Below are 22,574 nucleotides of genomic sequence, written 5' to 3'. Positions count from 1 at the left end.
TAAGTGAACGGCATTACTCTCCTTGGGGGCTGTCGATTACCTAACCAAGCCGATAACCCCTGCAATTGCACTCCAGCGTGTGAAAACGCATATCGCACTTTATGACCAACAACGCGCGTTGTTTAGTCAGGTAAAAGAGAAAACTCAAGAGATCAATCTCGGTAAGCTAGAAACACTGAACATACTGGGTAGAGCAGCGGAATTTAAAGACAACGAAACGGGTATGCACGTTAAGCGCATGAGCCACTACTGTGAGGTGCTAGGCAAGGCGTTGGGCATGACTGACGAAGATGCCGAAACGCTCCGTGACGCGGCGCCAATGCACGATATTGGTAAGATAGGTATCCCTGATAACGTGTTGCTTAAGCCCGGAAAACTCGATGCGGAAGAGTGGGCGATCATGCAGAAGCACGTCGAGTATGGTGTGGAGATTTTAGGGCAGCAAAGTGATTCAAAACTGATGCGCATGGCGATTCAAGTGGCGCAGTATCACCATGAGAAATGGGACGGCTCTGGTTACCCGAGTCAAGTGGCAGGGGAAGATATCCCACTGGTTGGCAGAATTGCTGCTGTGGCTGATGTGTTTGATGCTCTAACGGCAGAACGCCCTTATAAAAAAGCTTGGAGTGTCGAAGATGCTTTGGCTTTAATCACTGAGCAGAAAGGTAAGCATTTTGACCCGACTATCGTTGATCTGTTTTTCATTAAATTGCCAGAGATTCTAGAGATTAAAGAGAAGTTCAAAGATGAGTGACCTCTGGCAGATGTGGGGTAAGTGGGGTAAGCGTTATGTCATCGCCATAATTTTGTTTGTTGTATTCGTTGTTCGTGCCGCTAGCGTTAACGCTGAGGCTGCTCCGGATCAACAACCAAACCTATGGCAAGATCCTGATCGTGAAATCACGTTTGTTACACTATCCAGTCATTATCCTTACTCATTTATTGGTGATGACGGAAAAGTCGACGGGATTATTCGAGATTGGGCTTACGATCTTGAAGAGCGTTTCAACGTAAAAACCAACTTCATCAGCGTAGATTCTCATGCTGAAGCAAAGCAAGCTTTGTTAGACGGGAAAGGCGATGTGTTTCCGTTTCAACAGTTTGATCCCAGCGAAGGAGGACGTTTCCTTCAAACTGATCCTTATATCTCGTACCAAATTGCCGTCATTCTTTCTACCGAAGATCATCTCAATAATAAAATAGAGCAAGAGGCCAAAAGGCGAATTGCCATGGTTCGAGAAAGCATCGACCTAAAGCGATCTGGCGTGCAGCTTAGTTCGATTGAGAGAGTTGAATTCGATACGGCCATTGATGCTATTCGTGCATTAGAAGATGGGTCGGTTGATGGCTTACTGGCTGAACCTGTAACCACCATGGATCTTGCTCATAAAAGCGGAGTCGAGAATTTAGCGGTCAACCATGTACTTGATCGCTGGAAGAACATCAAAGCAGCCATGGTTATTCGTTCAAACGACAATGAGCTGCTTAACTTATTGAATCAACAGATTGCAACGTTTGATATCAGTAAAAAGAACCGCATTTTATCTAAATGGTTAGATGACTCGCCTTATCGCTCTCCCATTAAAGGTGTATTTGGATTCGGCAACCCGCCTTACATGTATCCAGACAGTACTTCTGTTGGCTTAGAGCATGACATTATGCAAAGGGCATTGAACGATATGGGGTATCGACTGGGTGACGTTGTCACTTTGCCTCGTGCTGCAGCTCGTCAAGCTATCGATAACAACAACTCAATATCATTTGTTTCTGGCGTTCAACTTGATGACTCTTCATTGCACTTTGTCAGTGACAAGGTGATGGATGTTGATTTTGTGCCAGTGTCATTAAAGAGGCGTAAGCTGGATTTGAAGTCGGCAAAAAATTTGTCCTTAGGTGCATTGTTGTTCGATGAAACATCGCCGATTAAAAACTCCGTAGAAGTGTTGGAAAGCCAATTGAGCATTGATCGGATAGATGATCTCGACAGCTTAGAGTCGGCGTTTTCCCAACTGAGAGCTCAAAATGTTGATCTCCTGATGGTAGAAAGGCGCGTATTAACCTGGTTTGTCACCAATACCCGGTTTATTGAAATGCGCGAGATTCAGATCCATGAAGATTATAAAGTCAGTTATCCCATCTACGTGGATTTCAGGGGGGCTGAGCTAAGAGACCGCTTCAATGCCGCATTGGCAAACCTGAAAAGGGAAGACGGGGAGTTTGAGCCAATTCTTAGAAGACAAATTAAGAACGACCTGACTCCGGTTCTGAAGAAGGCCGATATTATTGCTCAAATCTCAGCGTACTTTATTGTTAATGATCGCTTTGACGAATTGCCTAAGATTTTTGACATATTTGATGCAGATAATACTTTCATGGTTATTTCGGCACTGGCTGATAATAATAAGCGACCGCTTGAATCTTGGTTCCTAGGAGATGTATCAACGCCATCATTGGACAAGAAAAACACCTCTAAATTGTCATCCGTAACGAAAGGCGTTGGCTATAAAACGCAGACGGGCAGCACCAATGCTGGATTTATGACGTTCTATTTCGATGTGGATTCCGTGGAAGGAAGTTATGTTTATTTCCCTGCCATTGAGCAGTTTGATTCATTCGGAGATGGTGCAAAACGTTATATTTCAGATGTTTATCAATCGAACAGTTTAGCCGGTGAACTTCTTAATCTTAGTCAAAATGAACGTCAGTGGATAAAATCTCATCCAGTATTGAAAATCGGTATTGATCCTAACTCTTTGCCTTATGAAGCCGTATCGAGCAAAGGGGAATACATCGGCATGATCGATGATTACCTAAAGCTGATCGAGCAGAAAACAGGTTTACGCTTGGAACATGTTGATGTCGGCAGTTGGCAGGAGACTCGACGACTCGTTGACCATAGAAAAGTGCACCTTGTGTCGGCCGCTGTGGAGAATCGTTCGCTTGGCGAGGGCGTGAAGGCGGGTAAGCCGTTATTTTCTAGTCGTTTGGCTATTGCCTCAAGACGAGATGTGAACAGCCTTGTCTTAGAAGAAGCTGCAGGTTGGAAAATAGGTATTTTAGAAGGGGGAGCCAACACAGAAGCTATTGTGGATAGTTACCCTGAGATCAATTGGTCGATGGTGTCATCGACTAATGATGGATTAGAGCTCGTCGAATCGGGTGAGTTTGATGCGATGATTGATACCGTTGACGTCTTAAATTACTTAATCGACTCATTTGGCTATCGAGGAATTGGCATCATCGGTCGATTAGACTTCTTCCTGTCGCCAACTCTGCATGTCATCAAATCTGAACCTTTGCTGTTGTCTATTGTGAACAAAGCGATAGGCAGTATCTCAGCTGAAGAACACCAGAAGATCTCTGCAAAATGGGCTGCACCCAAAGCGATAGAAAGAGTTGATTATCAATTGGTTTACACCATTTCGGTTTTTTCTCTGGTGATCCTTCTTCTTATTATTTTCTGGAATCGTAAATTAGCGAAGCAGATCAGTATTGCTAAGGAAGCGACCGAAGCTCTGGAAAAGGCGCAGAACCAACTCTACAACATGCTAAATAGCTCTCCAATTGCAGCCAGCGTGGTATTTGAAGAAGAGGTTCGTTACGCGAATGATACGGCGAAACGTTTGTTTGGCGTGGATAATCAGGCGTTGTCTTCTATCGACGTCGCTGCTATCCATGACTCGCTGAGCGTTCGTGATGGCGTGCATAAAGAGCTCGACCTTAACGGTAAAGTTGAAAATAGGGAGTTGGTACTCAGAAAGTCTGATGGAACCCGATTTGTTGCTTTGGTCAGTTACTATCTTTTTGAGATTGATGGGGAAGTCGCCACACTATTTTGGGCATTCGATATTTCAGAAATGAAGCGCCTTAACGAACAATTGGAAGAAGAAAAACAGAGAGCCGATTTGGCGAGCCAAGCTAAATCGGAATTTTTAGCTAATATGAGCCATGAGATAAGAACCCCAATGAATGCCATTATTGGCTTGTCTTATCTGGCGATTGGCGAAATATCTAATCCTGTCGCTCGAAATTATATTGAGAAAGTGCACCGTTCTGGCCATTCGTTACTCGGTATCATCAATGACATCCTTGATTTCTCAAAGATAGAAGCTGGACAACTTGTTATTGATAACGTCCCGTTTGATCCCGTAACGACCTTTAAAGATGTGATTGAGCTGATGGAGTCGAAAGCGGCTGAGAAGCAGCTCAATTTGTCGATGGTCATAGACTCTGAGTTAGACACGCCATTGCAAGGCGATCCATTGAGGTTGTTCCAAGTCATACTCAACCTTGTGGGTAACGCGATTAAGTTTACGGAAAAAGGCAGCGTAGCGTTAACGGTGGAGCATGTTGACTCGAACGATAGCAGTCTAACCATGAAGGTGAGTGTGATGGATACCGGGATAGGCATCTCGGATGGGAACCGTCACAAGCTGTTTGAAGCCTTTAGCCAAGCGGATACCACAACGACACGTCGGTTTGGCGGTACAGGGCTTGGACTCAACATTAGCCAGAAATTAGTGCATGCGATGGGCAGTCAAATTACGGTGGAGAGTGTTTACGGGCAAGGCAGTGAGTTCTCCTTTGTACTGACATTGCCACGATCAAGCTCGGATGCGTTAGCCGACTTCAAAGCCCAAGAACTGCAACTGGATTACCAGATAGAGTTCAAAGGCCAAAGAGTGTTATTGGTTGAAGACAATGAGCTGAACCAAGATCTAGCCTTAGCATTTTTCAGTCGCTCTAAATTAAATGCCGATCTTGCTGAAAACGGAAAGGAAGCGCTGGAGTTAGCTAAAAACAACGACTACGAAATAATCTTCATGGATCTTCAAATGCCGATTATGGACGGCTTTGAAGCTACCCGTTTGATTCGTGAATTCGATATAGATGTACCGATTATTGCAATGTCAGCCAATGTTTTTGATGATGCGAAACAACGAGCGAGGGCGTCGGGCATCACGGACTTCTTGGATAAGCCTATTGTTATTGATAAAGCGATGTCTTTGATTACTCGATACATTGTTCCTGAGGTCTTAGTTGAAGGTCGAGCGCCATCAGACACCTCTTCAGATGCGATCCAGACAGGTGATTCTGGTGAGAGTGCGGAATTGCACTCCGATCCCCAAATTGAGCCGCCTGTTTTCTCTCAGTCGAGGTTTGAGCAACTGACTTATCATGATGTGAAGCTGCAAGCCAAAATGCTTGATAGGTTCTGCCAAGGATCGCCAGACATTATGTCGGATGCTTTTGATAACTTAGTACAAGGCGACTGGGAGACGTTAGAGCGTAATCTACATACCTTAAAAAGCATGGCAGCTTCGATTGGTGGATTGCGATTGGCAGAGTTACTCAGTGATTTAGAAAGCAAAGCGCATAACAAGGCGTGTGATGAAGCAGATCTTAAGCAAGGCGAACTTGGGTTAATCGAACTGATTAAAGCAGTTGAGATCAGCTTTGATGTGTCTGGTGTTGGGGGATTCAATACGACAAGTACTGAAGAAGCCGATGCGAGTCTTGCTGATACCTCTGATTCACCGAGCATCACGTCAGAACAGCATGCTCAGTTGCTATCACTGCTGGATGCTTATGATAACGATGCAACTCAATATGTGACTGAGTTACTGGCACAGTATCCACATTCTGTTGTTCTCAAAGATGTTCGAAGTGCGTTAGATAATTATGACTTTGAACGAGCAAAAGAGGGGCTTGGCGCTTCTGAGTAGTTGTCTTTTATAAATATCACTTCAACATTAAAGCCTTTAGCTCTTATAGCGAAATACCGAGCTAGCTAAAGGCTTTAAATCTATCTATACCGAACTAACGACTCACGTTCTGTTTGATTAGCTCAACAACCGTATCGTATCGGTGCGGCAGTTTTCGGTTTCGTTTTTGAACCAGATACAGCGTTTCCTCTACTTCTACCTTTGGCGGCACAACGTGTAGCTTGTCTCTATCTGGGAAGTGTTCAACCGCGCCAGCCGGTAACACGGTAAAACCTAATCCTTTTGATACGGGTAGCAAGATCTGGTGAAGCTGATTGATGTAGCCAGATCTTGGTATCTCATTAACGTTGATGTTCGCTAAGTCTTTATCTCCGCAAAGGTCGAAATACAAAGACAGATAGTGTGCAGAATCTGGGTGGGCAATCAGGCCAATGTCATTCAATACTTGCGGCGTTATCTCTAAATCAGCAAGGCTGTGGTGAACAATAAGACACAGTGCTTCTTTGCCGATGACTTGGCTTTGGTAGTAGCTGTCGTTCGGGGAATGCCTAACAATGCCGATATCGGTAGTGCCTTCGCTTAGGTCATTCAATATCTTTTTGTTTGGAGCGGCTTCTAAGTTAATGCTGAGCTCTTGGTGTTGCTGTTGAAGTTCAAGAAGCTTGGGATACAGACGCAAAGAGAGTGAGCCAGAGCAAGACAAGTGACATTGCCCAGCATAAGGGTTATCAAAACTCAGAGACTCAAAAAGATCTTCTTGGTCTTTCTCTAGTTTGATCGCATAGCGATACATAATCCGACCCTGTTCGGTCAGTTCGAAGCTCTTGTTTTCTCGAGATAGCAGGTCACAATTACAAGCTTGTTCAAGCTTCTTGATGTGTTGGCTGACTCCAGGTTGTGTCATATACAACTTTTCTGCCGTTTGGGTGAAATGGCCAACTTCAACCAGAGTCTTAAACGTATTGAGCCAAAGTGGATTAATCATACTAACCTTCAAATACTAAAGCCTATAAATAACAGAAAATTATTATTATCTTAAGTAATGATAATTTCAACTCTAGCGTCTTAAGTAACGCTAATCAAAGTCATGTGGTGGTAGCACTTTATATTGGCCGCTTTGTAGAGTTGCTATGAGTAACAAAGTGTTGCGACTTTGTTGAATTTTTGGTCTATTGACCAACTGTGCTCATATTTAGGAACGAAGATGAATAGAAATGTTTGGCTGCTCTCACTGTGTCAGGCCTTGTTGATGACGGGTAACATATTACTGATCTCTGTGATTGGTTTGATCGGTAAGCAGATTGCACCCAGTGTCAGCATGATCACCTTGCCGGTTGCACTGCAGTTTTTGGGTTTAATGGCAGCCACTATTCCAGCATCTTTAATTTCAGGCAAGTTAGGGAGAAAGCGAGGATTTAGCATTGGTAATGTGGTTGGCATTACAGGAGCTAGTCTTGCCACCTACGCACTGTCTCAACAACATTTCTATTTGTTTTGTTTCGCTACGTTCTTACTTGGGATAGGCATAGGTTTTGGCACGCTTTATCGTTTTGCTGCAATCGAGGTGTGTGATGAAAATGCCCGTCACCGAGCGATCTCTATCTCGATGGCTGGTGGCGTTTTAGCCGCGGTATTAGGACCAAATTTGGCGATTATGTCGCAACAGTGGTCGCAAGATGGCTTGTACATTGGTGCTTTTGCTTCTTTGATTGGATTGAACATTCTTGCGTTACTCATCTTACAAACAATTCAGTTTCCAAAAGTCTCTTTTAATAGTCAGGCACCTAAATCCGATCCTCTCAGTGTGATAGTAAAAGCGCCTAACTTTATTGGCGCAGTGTTTGCTGCCATGGTCGCTTATGCGGTGATGAATATCCTGATGACAGCAACGCCATTGGCAATGATTGGTTGTGGCTTTGACTTTACCAAAGCAGCGGGCGTCATTGAGTGGCACGTATTGGGGATGTTTGTTCCTGCATTCTTTACTGGTTCACTTATCGAGAAGTTTGGCTCAAGAATGATGATCTTGGCAGGCGGGGTTCTGTTCGTCGTCTGTATCGCGATTAACATTCATGGCGAATCTATCTGGCACTTCAGAGCGGCTCTAGTTGTGCTTGGTGTCGGTTGGAACTTTATGTTTATCGCGGCAACAGGTTTGTTTAGTCAGTCCTACCAATCGCAGAATAAAGCTAAGGCACAAGCGTTTAATGAATTTATTGTCTTTGGCTGTGTGACTATTACAGCGATGCTCTCTGGCTGGCTAGAATCGACAGCAGGGTGGCAGAACCTTAATATCTACGTATTACCATTCGTGTTAGCTGTTATCTTGCTGTTTGCATTTAGTGCTCGTAAATCGCGTATTCAAAAGCAGCCTGTGTAATGGCTCATCGAATAGTGGTTCAGTAAATTCGTTACTGTGATTAAAACCCTAGTATCTCGAACTGCGACCAATAAAAAGCCCTACCAAATCGGTAGGGCTTTTGCTTACGGCTTAAATAATAACGTTTCCTTAAAACTGCTGTCTTGGCTCATGCTCGAAGACAACAGTGCTTAAGCTTGCTTGTAAGTACGTGTGATAGAGCCGCGTACTTATTTTGATGGTCTATCGTTTAAAACCTAAGCCCCAAGATGAGCTACAGGTCGACCAAAATTGTCTTAGTCGTAATCCCACCTTGGTCATCGATTATCTTCAGATTCACCTCGTGCTTTCCGTATGAAGGGAAGATAGAAGTGAATGTGCGACCTCGTTTCACCTTTCCGTTTGGAAGTGTCCACTCGGTATCAACAATACGACCATCGCTGTCTGAACTTGTAGACCACATGGTTACCCAGCGGCCCAAGTGAATGTACTTCGCGCTCGCTTCTGGAAGGGCGTTTGGAGATTCAACACTCACTACAGATCTAAATGAATCGGTAGCGCCTTTGTCGTCGACAACAGTCAAGTTCAACGTGTATTCACCGGCCTGTTCATAAGACCAAGTTGGTGCCACTTCAGTACTTGTTGTGCCGTTCCCAAAGTCCCACAGGTAATGGGTGATCTCACCGTCTTGGTCTGAGCTGAAGTTGTTTACAGAAACATTCAGGCCAGTCACATTCAGCTCGAAGTTCGCAGTAGGAGCGACGTTGTGTTGGCTTACTTTAGATAAGCGAACCACGCCGTATTCGTTGTTGTCACTCTGATTCACAATATCGACCGCTAAACCAAACTCCGTCAGGATGCGTCCTGAATCTGGTGCTTGAGGCGATGTGTAATCTTGGTCATCCGAGAAGCTAGCATTGCCAACCAAACTGGTATCTTCGAGTACATCGTTGTCGCTGTTTACAAGACGCATTGGAGTATGATCTTTGAGTGAAAACGCTGCGTCTCGAACTTGGTAGCGTGTTTGAGCCGCTTCACCAGAGTTTGCCCACACCATGGCATTTTGGTCTGCATCGACCACGCCTAACCAACCTTCACCAGGGTGTTTACCTACCCAGTTGTCGGTTAGTGATTCGTCGACGTACCAAATGATCAAGCCAGGGTCGAATGACATCAGTTGTCCCATGCGTTTGATGTTCGCTAGGCCTTCATCAACATCCATGTGGCTGCGCCATTGCAATAGATAGTAGTGCTGCGCTTGATGGAATCCATTACTCAGCTTGTAACCATTAAGGGAGAAGGTGGAGTTGCTTTCACCATCGTCTATTGAGGTCACTTCACCATCGACAACAACAGCAAGGTTATCTAAATAGAAGCCTTCCATTGCTAAGCCGCCATCGGTGATGTATTCAAAAGACAGTTCCACTTCTTGGCCTGCCCATTGTGAAACGTCGAACTCAGCGTCGACCCATCCGCCAGATTCGCCGCCAATAGCAGGAACGAGGTCCGTGTTGTATGGATCGTCCATTGAGGTAATGTTTCCTGCAATGGCTTGTCCGTTGATTAGCACGCGCGCAAAGTCGTAGTCTTTTTCAATCTCATACCAAGTTTTGAAAGACAGCAGTGCAGAATCACCCGCTGGGATCATCAACTTGCGAGTCATACTGTTTTTCAGATCATCGCCTTTTTGAGAGTGGAATGAATACTCGCCCTCAAAGGGTTTCAGACTTTCAATCTGCTTTTCAGGAAGATCCACTTTGATCATGTTAGGACGACTGTTATCCGTTGTTTGGAACAGCGTATACACTTGTGGATTGTCTTCTAGGTCATCAATCGAGAGCTGATCATCGTTAACCCAACGTCCGCCAATCGATTTCTGTAGGAAGTGTTTTGCCCAAGAGCTGAATGCCGTTGGTTGTGTACCACCAATTTGACCAGCCCAACTGCCCGAAGACATGATTGACCAGTAAGAAACCGGTTCGCCTCTGCCTGTGTATTGCGTGTCATACTCGTCTGGTAAGCCTAAATCATGACCATATTCGTGGGCACAAACACCTGCAGCCGCATCAATCGGTTGAATGGTGTAATCGAACGCCGCGTATTGGCCACCAAATCGATCTGGAAGCGAGCTAGAAGTACCTTCCAGTACATGAGTGCGACCAAGGTTGAATCGGTGAGACCAAATCGCATCAGGGCCTAACACGCCACCACCGGCTTCTTCGCCTACCGATGCATGAAACACCATCAGGTGGTCAATCACACCATCGGGTTCGCGGAAATTTCCGTCACCGTCGTAATCGTAACGATCTTCGATGTCGTAATCGGCAAGGTTGATACTCGGATCTTGAGCCAGTTGATTCAGCGCTTCACGAACCAGTTCTTGGGCGTTTAGGTCGTTGTCGGTGGTAGGGGAGTTGCCACCATAGAATGGCGCAGGCTTAGAGGCGCGATACCAACCTGCCGCTTGACCTGAAACGCTGTAACTGTCGCCTGATTCGCTTTGGTAATATTGGCGCATCGAGATTAGGTTTTCGCCATTTGGCCCTGTGTAGCCAGAATTTGAAAACAACAACTCTTGATAATGTTCAGGGTTGTAGCTCTCGTAGAGCATCTGCGTGTGCTCTTCGGTCAACTTGTTGTCATCCCAGTTCAAATCAGGGAAATCGACCAATAGAGCGAGTACTTTATCGGTGCGCTTGGTGCCGACTTCTAAAGCAAAGACACTCGCTTTTTTAACGCCAGACCCTTTTTCTATGGCTTTGAGTATTTTTGCGCGTTGCTCAAGTGCTTTTTTTCCGAATTGAGCATCGCCTTTGAAACCGGAATTGATTTTATTTTTCAAGTAACGGTCAAGCGCATCCTGCTTTGCCACATCGGTTGCATCTTGGTCGACTAAGCCTTGTCTAACTAGCATTTCAATGAGTTTGTCTTCATTAACTACGCCTAAATCAATAGGTGTTTTTGCATAACCACTGACGCTAAATAGAGTAAGCATTGCTGAAGCCAACAATGTTCTTCTCATCATTTTCATTATATTTCCTTTTTATATTTCCATGTCGATATCAGTATCAACTTGCCTTATTCGGATCTGTTGTCCGAGTTTGGCCTAATACACTCTTGTGGTGTCTTATTTAACTGACGTGTGTTTGTTGTATTTTTTTTATCTTCTATCTCTTTTGTATTGGTTGTCTCTTTTCTATTTTTTGAATCAAACGGAGTGCTCTTCACTTTTTTAGCGTTGAGATAGATACGCAAAGCTTCTTGATTTTCCTCATAGGTTAAGCCTGAACAGATAACACCTTGTTTTATCAATGACTTCAGCAATAGTTCGTCGTTCTCAATAGTGGAAGCCTGTGACAGTGAGGAAAAAATTAGAACCATTAAAGCCATTGTTTTGTGTGACATTATTATATCAAGCCATCAGTTTTGATTATGTAACAAAGTATATTTATAAATTTTACCAATCAAATGGATAATTATTACAATTAATTATTCGTTCCGGTTTCAACATTTAGAGTTAATATAAAATAAGGAGTGTTATTTATTCTATTGTCAGTTATTTAATGGGTTTTGTTGAATGAATAGTTGATAGTTTGGATGTTTAATAACATTGATTAGGTCGTGGTTATTATTCTGGAGGGCGCTTTATACAAGGCGTTGGGTTCTAACTAATAAGATAATTTTTTATTATCGGTGTTTTAAAATACGCATGTAATAACTGAGTCATTAGTAAATACCCATGCTCAAATTATTTTTACTCAAAATATCAATAATTAGGGTATTGAGAGTAACTTTCAGTGTTTCAATGACGTGAAATTTAACAATAGCAGAGCTGGTCGGGTTGTCACCGCCTGCTTGCTTAAAGCGAGTGAAACGGCTGAGAGAAGAGGGCGTGATTGTCGGTGGTGTGTCCATCATTAATCCAGAACTGACCGGCAGTAAGATGACTTTGGTTGTGTCCGTGGAAATGGAGCGTGATCGAGGGGATATTTACCAAATCTTTCGCCATTCTATTTCAAAGGCAGAAGAGGTCACGCAGTGCTATCAGATATCAGGCAGCTTTGATTTCATGCTGATTGTGACGGTCAAAGACATTCAAGCCTACGAAGACTTTGTGGAGCGAGTACTACGCAAAGATCTGAATATTCGTAAATTCCATACCTCTGTCTCAATGAGAACCGTGAAATTTACCACTGCCGTAAACTTAGATGAGTCGTGACTGTTGGCATGAGAAGATAGTGAAGTTATTAGCTTTGTGAGGTACTTAGCTAATATTTGTATAAATAGCAGGCATTTACACAAAATGTGACGTTCACATTTTGTCATAACTTTAATAATTGTATATATTCCTCGCCTAAAATAATAATTAACCTAAGTTAATATAATGACTGTCAGCTCATCTACTCAATCTCGTGAAACGCTTCTCAGCGAAAACGAACAACTTGTCTCTACCACTGATTTAAAAGGCGTGATTACGTACAGTAATGATGCTTTTTGTCGCATAGCGGAATACAGCCAACAAGAATTGCTAGGGCAACACCACAATATCGTAAGGCATAACGATATGCCGAAAGCCGCTTTTGCTGATATGTGGGTTAACCTAAAGCAAGGTAAAGCTTGGCGTGGCATCGTAAAAAACAAAACCAAATCTGGTGGGTTTTACTGGGTCGATGCTTATGTAACTCCAATTTACGACAATGGTAAGGTGAGTGGCTACCAATCTGTTCGTGTTAAGCCAAAGAATGAATGGATACAAGTTGCAGATAAGGCTTACCAAGGCCTCTTGAAGGCTGAAAAGTCGGGTCGCCAATGGTCATTAAAGATCAGTGACAGTGTTCGTTACGCCGTGTTGCTAGGCTCTTTGGCTGCGCCGTTAATTTCAAATCTCATTGAAGTAGGGCAAGTATCACAATGGTTGTTGAGCCTACTTCCTGTTTCAGCATTAGCACTGCTTTTCCGACAAGAGCTGATTGATACTCCACTGCAGTTGAAAAAGCTGCAATCTAAATTCGATAGTGTTAGTCGTCTTGTTTATTCAGGTAATAGTCAGTTCTCTATTGCCGATTTTCACTTAAAACTATTGTCTGCAAGAATCCACACCGTATTAGGTCGCATGACAGACTCAGCCAAGCCGTTACAAGATTTGGCTGACAACCTAAATGCGACGTCATTTGAAGTATCAGAAGCCTTAGATCAACAAACAAAAGACATTCTTCAAGTACGAGAGGCGACTGAAGAGGTTGAAGTCACCGCCAATGAGGTCTCTTCTCGCACAGAAGAAGCGCACCAGATTGTTGATGTGACTTTGCAAACCTGTGCTGGCGCTAAAGAAAGCATTAATCAAACTCATCAAAACTTAGAGAGCCTAGCTTCTCAGGCTGAAAAGGCGACTCAAGCGACTTACCAACTGAGCGATCAAGCGCAGAGCGTAAGCAAGATAATGGAAGAGATTGGTGGAATCGCCGAACAAACCAACTTGTTGGCCCTGAACGCTGCGATTGAAGCGGCGAGAGCGGGCGAGCAAGGACGAGGCTTTGCCGTTGTTGCCGACGAAGTCCGTGCATTGTCGGGTCGAACCTCAAAGGCTACGGTTCAGATCAAAGAGAGCATCGATACCATGCTAACGACGATTGAAGGGTGGCAAAAAGATATTCTGGCGAACCGTGAGCAAACGGACGCATGTGGTGATGTTGCGAAGGTGAGTGCAGAGCGCTTGTCGGAAGTCGAAAACCTAATGCAATCCATGAATGAACTCATGCAGTCTGTTGAAAGTTCTGCTCATAAGCAACGTGAGCTGTCGAGTGAAGTCAATCTGCATATGCAGTCTATCGCCTCGACCGCAGAACAAAACTTAGTGGCAACGCATTCTGTGAAAGACCACTCCACAGAGCTAAAAGAACAAGTCAATGAGTTCTACCAACTGGCAAAGCGTTTCGAAGAAAAATAGCCGTTAGATTTAATCCGAATGAGAGAAAAGACAAAAAAAGCCCCGCATTTTCATGCGGGGCTTTCTGTATGCATCAACCCATTGAAGGGCGAGACAATGTATTCAAGATTAAGCTAGAAGCTCTTTCGCTGTGTTTACTACGTTTTCAGTAGTGAAACCGAACATCTTGAATAGCTCACCTGCAGGTGCAGATTCGCCAAACGTTGTCATACCGATGATCTTGCCACCGAAACCAACGTACTTGTACCAGAAGTCAGCGATGCCAGCTTCTACAGCGATACGTGCCGTTATGTCAGATGGAAGTACAGACTCACGGTACTGCGCGTCTTGTTTGTCGAACGCATCAGTAGCAGGCATAGAAACTACGCGTACTTTCTTACCTTCAGCCGTTAGCTCAGCAGCAGCGTTAACCGCTAGCTCAACTTCAGAACCCGTTGCGATAAGGATAAGCTCTGGCTTGCCTTCACAATCTTTCAGGATGTAACCACCCTTAGCGATGTTTGCTACTTGCTCAGCGTCACGATCTTGTTGTGCAAGGTTTTGACGAGAGAAGATAAGTGCAGAAGGACCATCTTTACGCTCGATTGCTAGTTTCCAAGCAACAGCAGACTCAACTTGGTCACATGGGCGCCATGTGCTCATGTTTGGAGTTAGACGTAGAGAAGCGATCTGCTCAACTGGTTGGTGAGTTGGACCATCTTCGCCAAGACCGATAGAGTCATGCGTGTAAACTTGGATGTTCTGAGTTTTCATCAGAGCAGCCATACGCATAGCGTTACGCGCGTATTCCATGAACATTAGGAACGTTGCGCCGTATGGTACGAAACCACCGTGTAGAGCGATACCGTTCATGATAGCCGTCATACCGAATTCACGTACACCGTAATGGATGTAGTTACCAGAGAAGTCGTTCGTTTCAAGAGACTTAGAACCAGACCACATAGTTAGGTTAGAAGGCGCAAGGTCAGCAGAGCCGCCCATGAATTCTGGTAGCATAGCACCGAACGCTTCTAGAGCATTTTGAGATGCTTTACGTGATGCGATGTTTGCTGGGTTAGCTTGAAGATCAGCGATGATTGCCGATGCTTTCTCTTCCCACTCAGCTGGTAGGTCACCGTTTACGCGGCGTTTGAATTCAGCTGCCAGCTCAGGGTATGCTGCTTCATAAGCTGCAAGTTTCTCGTTCCACGCTGCTTCCTTAGCTGCGCCTGCTTCTTTCGCATCCCACTCTGAGTAAACTTCCGACGGAATTTCAAAAGGACCGTGCTCCCAACCTAATTCTTTACGTGTTGCTGCAATTTCTTCAGCGCCTAGTGGAGCGCCGTGACAGTCGTGCGTACCTGCTTTGTTTGGAGAACCAAAGCCAATCACTGTTTTAGTACAGATTAGAGTAGGGCGAGGGTCTGCTTTAGCCGCTTCAATCGCTGCGTTGATAGCGTCAGAATCGTGACCATCTACCGCTGGGATTACGTGCCAGCCGTAAGCTTCGAAACGCTTAGGTGTATCGTCAGAGAACCAACCTTCAACTTCGCCATCGATAGAGATACCGTTGTCATCCCAGAAAGCAACCAGCTTACCAAGACCAAGCGTACCTGCTAGAGAACATGCTTCGTGAGAAATACCTTCCATCAGACAGCCATCACCCATGAATGCATAAGTGTAGTGGTCTACGATGTCGTGGCCTTCTTTGTTGAACTGTGCTGCTAGCGCTTTCTCTGCCATAGCCATACCAACAGCGTTAGTGATGCCTTGACCTAGAGGACCAGTCGTTGTTTCGATACCAGGAGCGTAACCGTACTCAGGGTGACCTGGAGTCTTAGAGTGCAGTTGACGGAAGTTTTTAAGATCTTCAATTGAAAGCTCGTAACCTGCTAGGTGAAGCAGAGAGTAAATCAGCATTGAGCCGTGGCCGTTAGACAGGATAAAACGGTCGCGGTCAGCCCACTCTGGGTTTGCTGGGTTGTGGTTTAAGTGAGAACGCCAAAGTACTTCAGCGATGTCAGCCATACCCATAGGTGCGCCTGGGTGACCAGAGTTTGCTTGTTGTACGCCGTCCATGCTTAGAGCACGAATAGCGTTAGCTAGATGTTTGCGATTCATAAGAACTTCCGAATAAAAATTAAGAAAAACAAAATTGATAAAAGTAGGGGAACTGAACGTTCCCCTATTTGAATTTGGTAAGAGTGATTACAGCTTAGCTGCGATCATGTCTTCTAGTTTGCCTTGGTCAACGGCGAAGTTGCGGATGCCTTCAGCCAGTTTCTCAACAGCCATTGCATCTTGGTTGTGGTCCCATAGGAACTCAGCGTGAGTCATCGCTGCTGGACGCTCTTTAGTACCGTTAGAGTCGATAAGCTTCTCTACTACTTCGCCTTCTGCTGCTTCTAGGTCTGCTAGAAGTTGAGGAGCGATAGTTAGACGGTCACAACCAGCAAGCTCAAGGATCTCGCCGATGTTACGGAAGCTTGCGCCCATAACAACAGTTTTGTAGCCGTGGTCTTTGTAGTAGTTGTAGATATCTGAAACAGAGATTACGCCTGGATCTTCTGAAGCTTCGAAATCACGACCTTCTTTCGCTTTGTACCAGTCCATGATGCGACCAACGAAAGGAGAGATTAGGAATACGCCAGCTTCAGCACAAGCACGAGCTTGAGCGAAAGAGAATAGAAGCGTTAGGTTACAGTTGATGCCTTCTTTCTCTAGGATTTCAGCAGCACGGATGCCTTCCCATGTAGAAGCCAGTTTGATAAGGATGCGGTCGTTAGTGATACCAGCGTCGTTGTACATTTTGATAAGTTGACGAGCTTTAGCAACGCTGCCTTCCATGTCGTAAGAAAGACGAGCATCGACTTCAGTAGAGATACGGCCAGGTACAACTTTTAGGATTTCTTTACCGATGTTCACGTTAAGCATGTCGCAAGTATCTTGAACTTGCTGTGCTTTATCACCGCTTTGCGCTTTTGCGTATTCGATAGAAGCATCGATTAGAGGAGCGTACTCAGCAATTTGAGCAGCTTTAAGAATTAGAGATGGGTTAGTTGTTGCATCTTCAGGAGTGTACTTGCTGATAGCTTCAATATCGCCAGTGTCAGCTACAACAGTTGTTAGTTTACGAAGTTGCTCTAATTTATTGCTCATTTTGATCATCCTATGTATCGCATAACACCTCATTAATGGGAGAGGTGTGGGCATTTGCAAGCTAACTAATGAAGTTCTCAATGGTTGTACCAGTGAGCCAAACTTACATTAATTTAAATTTTTCTCCGAACGAACATTTGCACAGAACATTTGATCGCTCGATGAGTAAATGATGTAGCCATATTTATCCGATCTAGCCCCAAAGTCAACGGTAAATAGTACTGTATGGTGACTTCAGTCAAATATATTTCGCTCTAGTAATCATGGGCTATGCAAGCAAACGTTTAACGAGCAAAGTGAGGTGAATTAATCAACAACAAAACCATGGTTATGACTATGAGCAAATGTAGCTTGCTGTTACATATGTTTGGGGTGTAAACTTGTGTATCACTTGCTTAAGCATCGAACATTTGTTCTTCAAGCAGGTAAAATAATTGTTAAATATTGGTTGAGTGGTATATGAGTAAGAATATCCAAGATGTTTCCGAAGAAAACACTGATCTCCTCACTGAAGTAGCGGTTGCTTATTATCAAGATGGTGCCACGCAAGAAGAGATATCTAAAAAGTACTCTATCTCCCGTGCAAAGGTTGGTCGAATGCTCAAGCAAGCCCGAGATGAGGGCATTGTTGAGATCACCGTGAAATATCACCCCGTCTTTAGTGCGAAGATCGAGCAACGTTTGATCGAACGATTTGGTGTAAAGCGTGCGCTTGTGGCACTAGACCAACCAAATGAAGAGAAGCAGCGATTACAGGTTGCTGGTTTAGTGTCTAACTACCTTACCAGTACACTGAAAAACGGCATGGTAGTGACAGTAGGACAAGGGCGAAACGTATCGTCTGTTGCTCATCACACTGGCGTCATTACGCCACGAGACTGCAAATTCGTGTGTGGTATCGGCGGTATTCACCCAAGAGGCGGTATGTTTAATGCCGACCATATATGCAGGCAGTTAGCCAAAAAGTACGGTGGATCTTCTGAAACCTTATACGCGCCCGCTTATGCCGAGAATAAAGCGCAAAAAACCGCATTCATGGAAAACAGCACCGTTAAGCAGACCCTCGATCTCGCTCGAAAATCCGATGTCGCTTTGGTCGGTATCGGTGATATGAGCGAAAACAGCTATATGGTCGACTTAGGCTGGTTTACCGCAGGTGAGGTCGTTCAATCTCGTTTATTACAAGGTGTCGTCGGTGACTTTGCGGGTTATGACTTTTTCGATGTTCACGGTAAAACAGCAAACACAGTAATGAGTGACCGTGTGATTGGTTTGGCCTTGGAAGAATTTCGCCCAATAGCGGAAGTCATTGCCATTGCAGCGGAGAACAGTAAGCCATTAGCTCTATTAGGCGCACTAAGAACCGGTGTGGTCGATGTGATAGCGACCAGCGTAAGTAATGCTTTGACGGTACTTAACTTGGACGAACAACTTAGCGTGAATAAACCAAACAGCAGTGAATCGTAAGATACTTAAGCTTCGTTGAATTCACTATTTGAGTAATCATGGAAATTCCCCTGATGAAACCAGTGCAATAAGGGGGATAACTATTAGACATGACTCGAATAGTGAATTTGTTCAGCGGTTGAAAGAATTATCACTCTTTAATGTTAAGCCACACTAAAGGAGATAATTATGAAACTGTCATTTATCACACACGCTATTTCTAGCAACAGTGACCAATCAAGTTCTATCTTTAAATCTATTTCTATCTTTGGGCTTAGCTCAATAGCCACGGTTTGTATGCTCACACCTACAGTACATGCCGATGATAAAGTCGTCGCAGGGTATTTTGCGGATTGGCAATATCTGAATAAAGACAACCCTTATACCGTTGACGACATACCTGCAGACAAGCTCTCACATATTATTTACGCCTTCTTGAGCATGTGTGGTCCTCATAGCGGTGCTGGTGAGCCCGTCCAAAAACAAATTCAGCAGCAATGTGCAGACAAACAACCATATACCGCGATTATTGTGGATAAAGAAGCTGCGTTAGAAGTCGATTTCGGAGACGTGGGTGTTGATGTCGCCTATAAAGGTCACTTTGCCCAGTTAGCTCAACTGAAGGCCGACAATCAAAATATCAAAATTTTGCCCTCATTTGGAGGGTGGACAATGTCTGAACCTTTCCATGCGATGGCGAAAGATCCTCAAGCCATTGCGCACTTTTCAAAAACTGCTGTTGAATTGATCCAAAAATACGACTTCTTTGATGGTATTGATCTTGATTGGGAATACCCAGGAGGCGGCGGCTTAACCACTTCGCCTTGGAACCCAGAGACGAAACTAACGGATGAGCAAAAAGCGCTAGAGCGTGAAGCTTTTACTCTTTTAGTAAAAACAATCAGAAGTGATTTGGACGCTCTATCAAAGACGACTCAAAGAGATTACGAGCTTTCAACGGCTGTCGGTGTTGGTGCTAAGGCAGCTCAAATTGACTGGAACGCAGCTAGCCCATATCTGACGAACATGTTTGCGATGACGTATGACTTCCTCGGAGGCTGGGGAACTCAAACAGGTCACACAACAAACTTACATGCCACCGAGCGTAGTTGGTGGGGAATGGGAGCTGATGTCTTCATTAATCAGATGATAGAGCAAGGTATTCCTAGCGAGAAGCTCGTGATCGGGGCGGCTTTTTATGGTCGAGGTTGGCAAGGGACAAAAGACTTTGCTGGAGAGCTGCCTAAAGGTGACCTAGTTTCTGAACAAGGGGCGCAGTTTGGTACCGGTGAAAACGGTTACTTCATGTTTTGGGATCTTATGAATAACTACAGCAGTAAACAAGGTTATGAGTATAAGTATGATGAGCAAGCTCAAGCACCTTATTTGTGGAACCCAGATAAAAAAGTATTCATATCTTTTGAAGATCAGCGTTCTATTAAAGCAAAGGCAGAATGGGCGAAGAAATCAGACCTAGGCGGCATTTTTACTTGGGAATTATCAGGAGATCCTTCCGGACAGTTGATCGATGTTATGCATAGTGAAATGAATAAATAACCGAACAGAAAATATCTAGAAAATAAGGTAGGTGTTTATCTGCCTACCTTATTTAGCTCGTCTATTTAACTCGCGTTCTTAAACAGAACATTCCGCGTGCTCGGTCACTTTCTTGTTTAGGTGAGTAGCCAGCTCATAATAAGGAATAGGGCGAGAGAAGTAATAGCCTTGCATTAAGTCACATCCACATGCCTTTAGAATTGCGAAGTGTTCGTTTGATTCTACGCCTTCTGCCAATACCACCATGCCGAAGTTCTTACCGATTGCGATGATGTTTTGCACCATGGTGAGTGACTGCTGATCGACAGCAATGTTCTCAATAAAGCTCTTATCGATTTTAAGTTCATCGATAGGCAGTGCTTTCAACATACTTAGTGATGAATAACCTGTCCCGAAATCATCTAAAGAGATCTTTATATTCTTCTCTTTGAGGGCTTCAAAAGTCGGTTTCACCAAAGTCACATCTTCAATGAACAAGCTCTCGGTAATTTCTAGCGTTAAACAGCTAGGAGAGAGTTGATACTTTTCTAGTGTCGCGAACAAGTGCTCAGAGAAGGATTGATGAGAAAACTGACGCACTGATATGTTGATCGACAGCCCGATCTTTTGTTCTGTTGTTCGGTGCAAGTGGGCGATCTGCATAATGCTGGACTCAATAATAAAAGTCCCCAGTTTTTGCATTAAACCCGTGTTCTCTGCTATCGGTATAAAGACATCTGGCGGAACAAAACCCAATTCCTCATCAATCCAGCGCACGAGTGCTTCTACACCATGAATACTTTCATTTGCACGAACCAGCGGTTGGAAAACCATGAACAGCGTTTGTTTCTCGATAGCGATGCGTAGCCTTTGTTCTACTTTCATTTTGTAGAGATGAGCATCTTGCATTTCCGTTGTGAAAATACTGTACGAGTTTTGCTGCTGTTTCGCTTTGTACATTGAAATATCGGCAGAACGTAACAGGCTATCCAGATCTTTTCCGTGTTCTGGGAAACGCGCTACGCCGATGCTGCAACCTAACAAAAACTGAGCGCTTTCAACTTCATAAGGTTGAGAAAGCACTTCAATAATGCGCTTGGCGAGTCGTTTAATTTCAGCTTCATTCGACAAGGGTGTCAAGAACAAAAACTCATCACTGGATTCACGTACCAATAGGCTGAGGCGAGATCGGAACCTCATCAAACGCAAAGCGATCTGTTTGAGAACCTTATCTCCAAAGTCATGCCCGTGGGTGTCATTGACACATTTAAAGTTATCGATATCGATAAACAACAGCGAAAACGGCTCTGACTCATCGTCAATCCATTTACCAATGTTTCTACGCATGTACAAACGGTTTGGCAGAGAGGTTAAAGGGTCATGGTTCGCCTGATAAATGAGTTGGCTACGAGTCCGTTGTTCATTCTTGGCAATCGACTTAACCAAAAAGTAGAAACCAAACTGAAGAAAAATAAAGGCAACGAAAAGAATGCTGAACTCTTGTATGAATATACTATCGACGTGAGTTAGATCCGTACGTCCTACCACCCATAATTTGTAGTTTGGGATGTATTTCGCGCTCATCAAAGAGTGGTACTCTTCATCGTCGACGACAAAAGAATAGGTTTCTTGCCCATTCATCGCTTCTTGTACGCTAATTCCGAAGTGGTCGGTAAAGATACTTGCAATACGCTGTATGACATCTTTGCCGACTGGAGAGGAATAGGCACTCTCAGATTCAATATCACTTGAATAAAACTGGCGATAGTTGTCTTTTCTGATCAGGCTTAGTGTATTGAAACTTCCGGCGTGAGCATTATTTTCAAATACGATCGTTGCGTCTAATCGTAGCCCTGCGGTCATTACTGCATCGGTTTTCTTGCCATCGATTGAAATGGATTTTCTCAGCGGGATGACTAAGCTATTCAACGAATCTTGAAAATAGGTACGGCCAAGCACCATGCTACTGCTTGATAGGGCGTCTAGGAAGGAGCCTCTGGTTGGCGCGTATTGCAGCAAGTTCCTTTGATTCGCAAGTTCGAGATTTGAGCTAATCGAGAGGTAATCACCGTCGGTGTTCAACAAGCCAAACGCTGCTATCGCAGGGTGGGTCTCAAGTAGCTTGTCTAATATTGGCCTAATCTGGATAGATGCAGTACGTGTGAAATCAGACTGTTGAGCCAGTTGATGGCCAACCACTTCTAACAAGGCTTCTTGACTGGTCAGCAGCGAGTTGACGGAGCTAGAAAAAAGCTCAACCTGAATGTGTTGCTGCTCTATGAAGTCGTCTCTGTTTGCTTTCCAGTTTGTTATTCCCAACGCGGCGAAAAGTATCAGGGTCAGTAGTACGACAAACGCGTACAGCGACCAGATATTTTGCTTAAATAGAGCCATGAGGTGCCTTTGTTGGTTACTACTTTTA

At 44.3% G+C, this 22,574-nt stretch carries 11 protein-coding genes and 2 pseudogenes; 7 read left to right on the top strand and 6 right to left on the bottom strand.

Features of this window, described 5'->3' with window-relative positions:
• Positions 1-16: 16 nt before the first annotated feature.
• Both AB4503_RS03815 and AB4503_RS03810 read left to right on the top strand, forming a co-directional pair.
• A pseudogene (locus AB4503_RS03815) lies at positions 17-754 on the top strand (HD-GYP domain-containing protein); the annotation flags it as partial.
• Positions 747-5,726: an ATP-binding protein gene (locus AB4503_RS03810; RefSeq protein ID WP_372113698.1), complete on the top strand. Its 4,980-nt coding sequence runs from the start codon at positions 747-749 to the stop codon at positions 5,724-5,726. The pseudogene AB4503_RS03815 and the gene AB4503_RS03810, both read left to right, overlap by 8 nt.
• A 94-nt stretch (positions 5,727-5,820) precedes the next feature.
• Here the strand turns inward: AB4503_RS03810 and AB4503_RS03805 are convergent, their stop codons facing one another.
• Complete coding sequence (locus tag AB4503_RS03805) at positions 5,821-6,711, bottom strand: LysR family transcriptional regulator (RefSeq protein ID WP_017061891.1); 891 nt, start codon at positions 6,709-6,711, stop codon at positions 5,821-5,823.
• A gap of 219 nt (positions 6,712-6,930) precedes the next feature.
• On the opposite strand from AB4503_RS03805, the gene AB4503_RS03800 reads away from it, so the two are divergent.
• Entirely contained in the window at positions 6,931-8,106 is a 1,176-nt protein-coding gene (locus AB4503_RS03800) for an MFS transporter (RefSeq protein WP_017061890.1), read from the top strand.
• A 253-nt stretch (positions 8,107-8,359) separates the two neighbouring features.
• Here AB4503_RS03800 and AB4503_RS03795 read toward each other — a convergent pair whose 3' ends face one another.
• Both AB4503_RS03795 and AB4503_RS03790 read right to left on the bottom strand, forming a co-directional pair.
• Positions 8,360-11,116 (bottom strand): immune inhibitor A domain-containing protein, encoded by a 2,757-nt coding sequence (locus tag AB4503_RS03795; protein ID WP_372113695.1) that lies wholly within the window; start codon positions 11,114-11,116, stop codon positions 8,360-8,362.
• Between the two features lie 47 nt (positions 11,117-11,163).
• Positions 11,164-11,490, bottom strand: a complete 327-nt coding sequence (locus tag AB4503_RS03790; RefSeq protein ID WP_102428996.1) for a hypothetical protein — start codon at positions 11,488-11,490, stop codon at positions 11,164-11,166.
• 409 nt (positions 11,491-11,899) lie between these two features.
• Here AB4503_RS03790 and AB4503_RS03785 point away from each other — a divergent pair.
• Positions 11,900-12,304, top strand: a pseudogene (locus AB4503_RS03785) (Lrp/AsnC family transcriptional regulator); the annotation flags it as partial.
• A gap of 165 nt (positions 12,305-12,469) precedes the next feature.
• Entirely contained in the window at positions 12,470-14,032 is a 1,563-nt protein-coding gene (locus AB4503_RS03780) for a methyl-accepting chemotaxis protein (protein WP_372113694.1), read from the top strand.
• A 108-nt stretch (positions 14,033-14,140) separates the two neighbouring features.
• Here AB4503_RS03780 and tkt read toward each other — a convergent pair whose 3' ends face one another.
• A complete protein-coding gene (gene tkt / locus AB4503_RS03775; RefSeq protein WP_372113692.1) occupies positions 14,141-16,132 on the bottom strand; it encodes a transketolase in 1,992 nt (663 codons plus the stop codon).
• Between the two features lie 87 nt (positions 16,133-16,219).
• Positions 16,220-17,170: a transaldolase gene (tal, locus tag AB4503_RS03770; protein WP_009845571.1), complete on the bottom strand. Its 951-nt coding sequence runs from the start codon at positions 17,168-17,170 to the stop codon at positions 16,220-16,222.
• A 459-nt stretch (positions 17,171-17,629) separates the two neighbouring features.
• Between tal and AB4503_RS03765 the strand changes: the two genes are divergently transcribed.
• Positions 17,630-18,637 (top strand): sugar-binding transcriptional regulator, encoded by a 1,008-nt coding sequence (locus AB4503_RS03765; RefSeq protein ID WP_372113690.1) that lies wholly within the window; start codon positions 17,630-17,632, stop codon positions 18,635-18,637.
• Between the two features lie 168 nt (positions 18,638-18,805).
• Positions 18,806-20,173, top strand: a complete 1,368-nt coding sequence (locus AB4503_RS03760) for a glycoside hydrolase family 18 protein (RefSeq protein WP_372113689.1) — start codon at positions 18,806-18,808, stop codon at positions 20,171-20,173.
• A gap of 78 nt (positions 20,174-20,251) precedes the next feature.
• Here AB4503_RS03760 and AB4503_RS03755 read toward each other — a convergent pair whose 3' ends face one another.
• Complete coding sequence (locus AB4503_RS03755) at positions 20,252-22,546, bottom strand: putative bifunctional diguanylate cyclase/phosphodiesterase (protein WP_372113687.1); 2,295 nt, start codon at positions 22,544-22,546, stop codon at positions 20,252-20,254.
• Between the last annotated feature and the right edge of the window lie 28 nt (positions 22,547-22,574).

The sequence above is a fragment of the Vibrio sp. 10N.222.55.B11 genome (assembly GCF_041473705.1).
Lineage (GTDB): Bacteria > Pseudomonadota > Gammaproteobacteria > Enterobacterales > Vibrionaceae > Vibrio > Vibrio crassostreae_C.
Note: the sequence above shows the minus strand (reverse complement) of the source record. Positions and strands in the feature narration are given on the sequence as shown.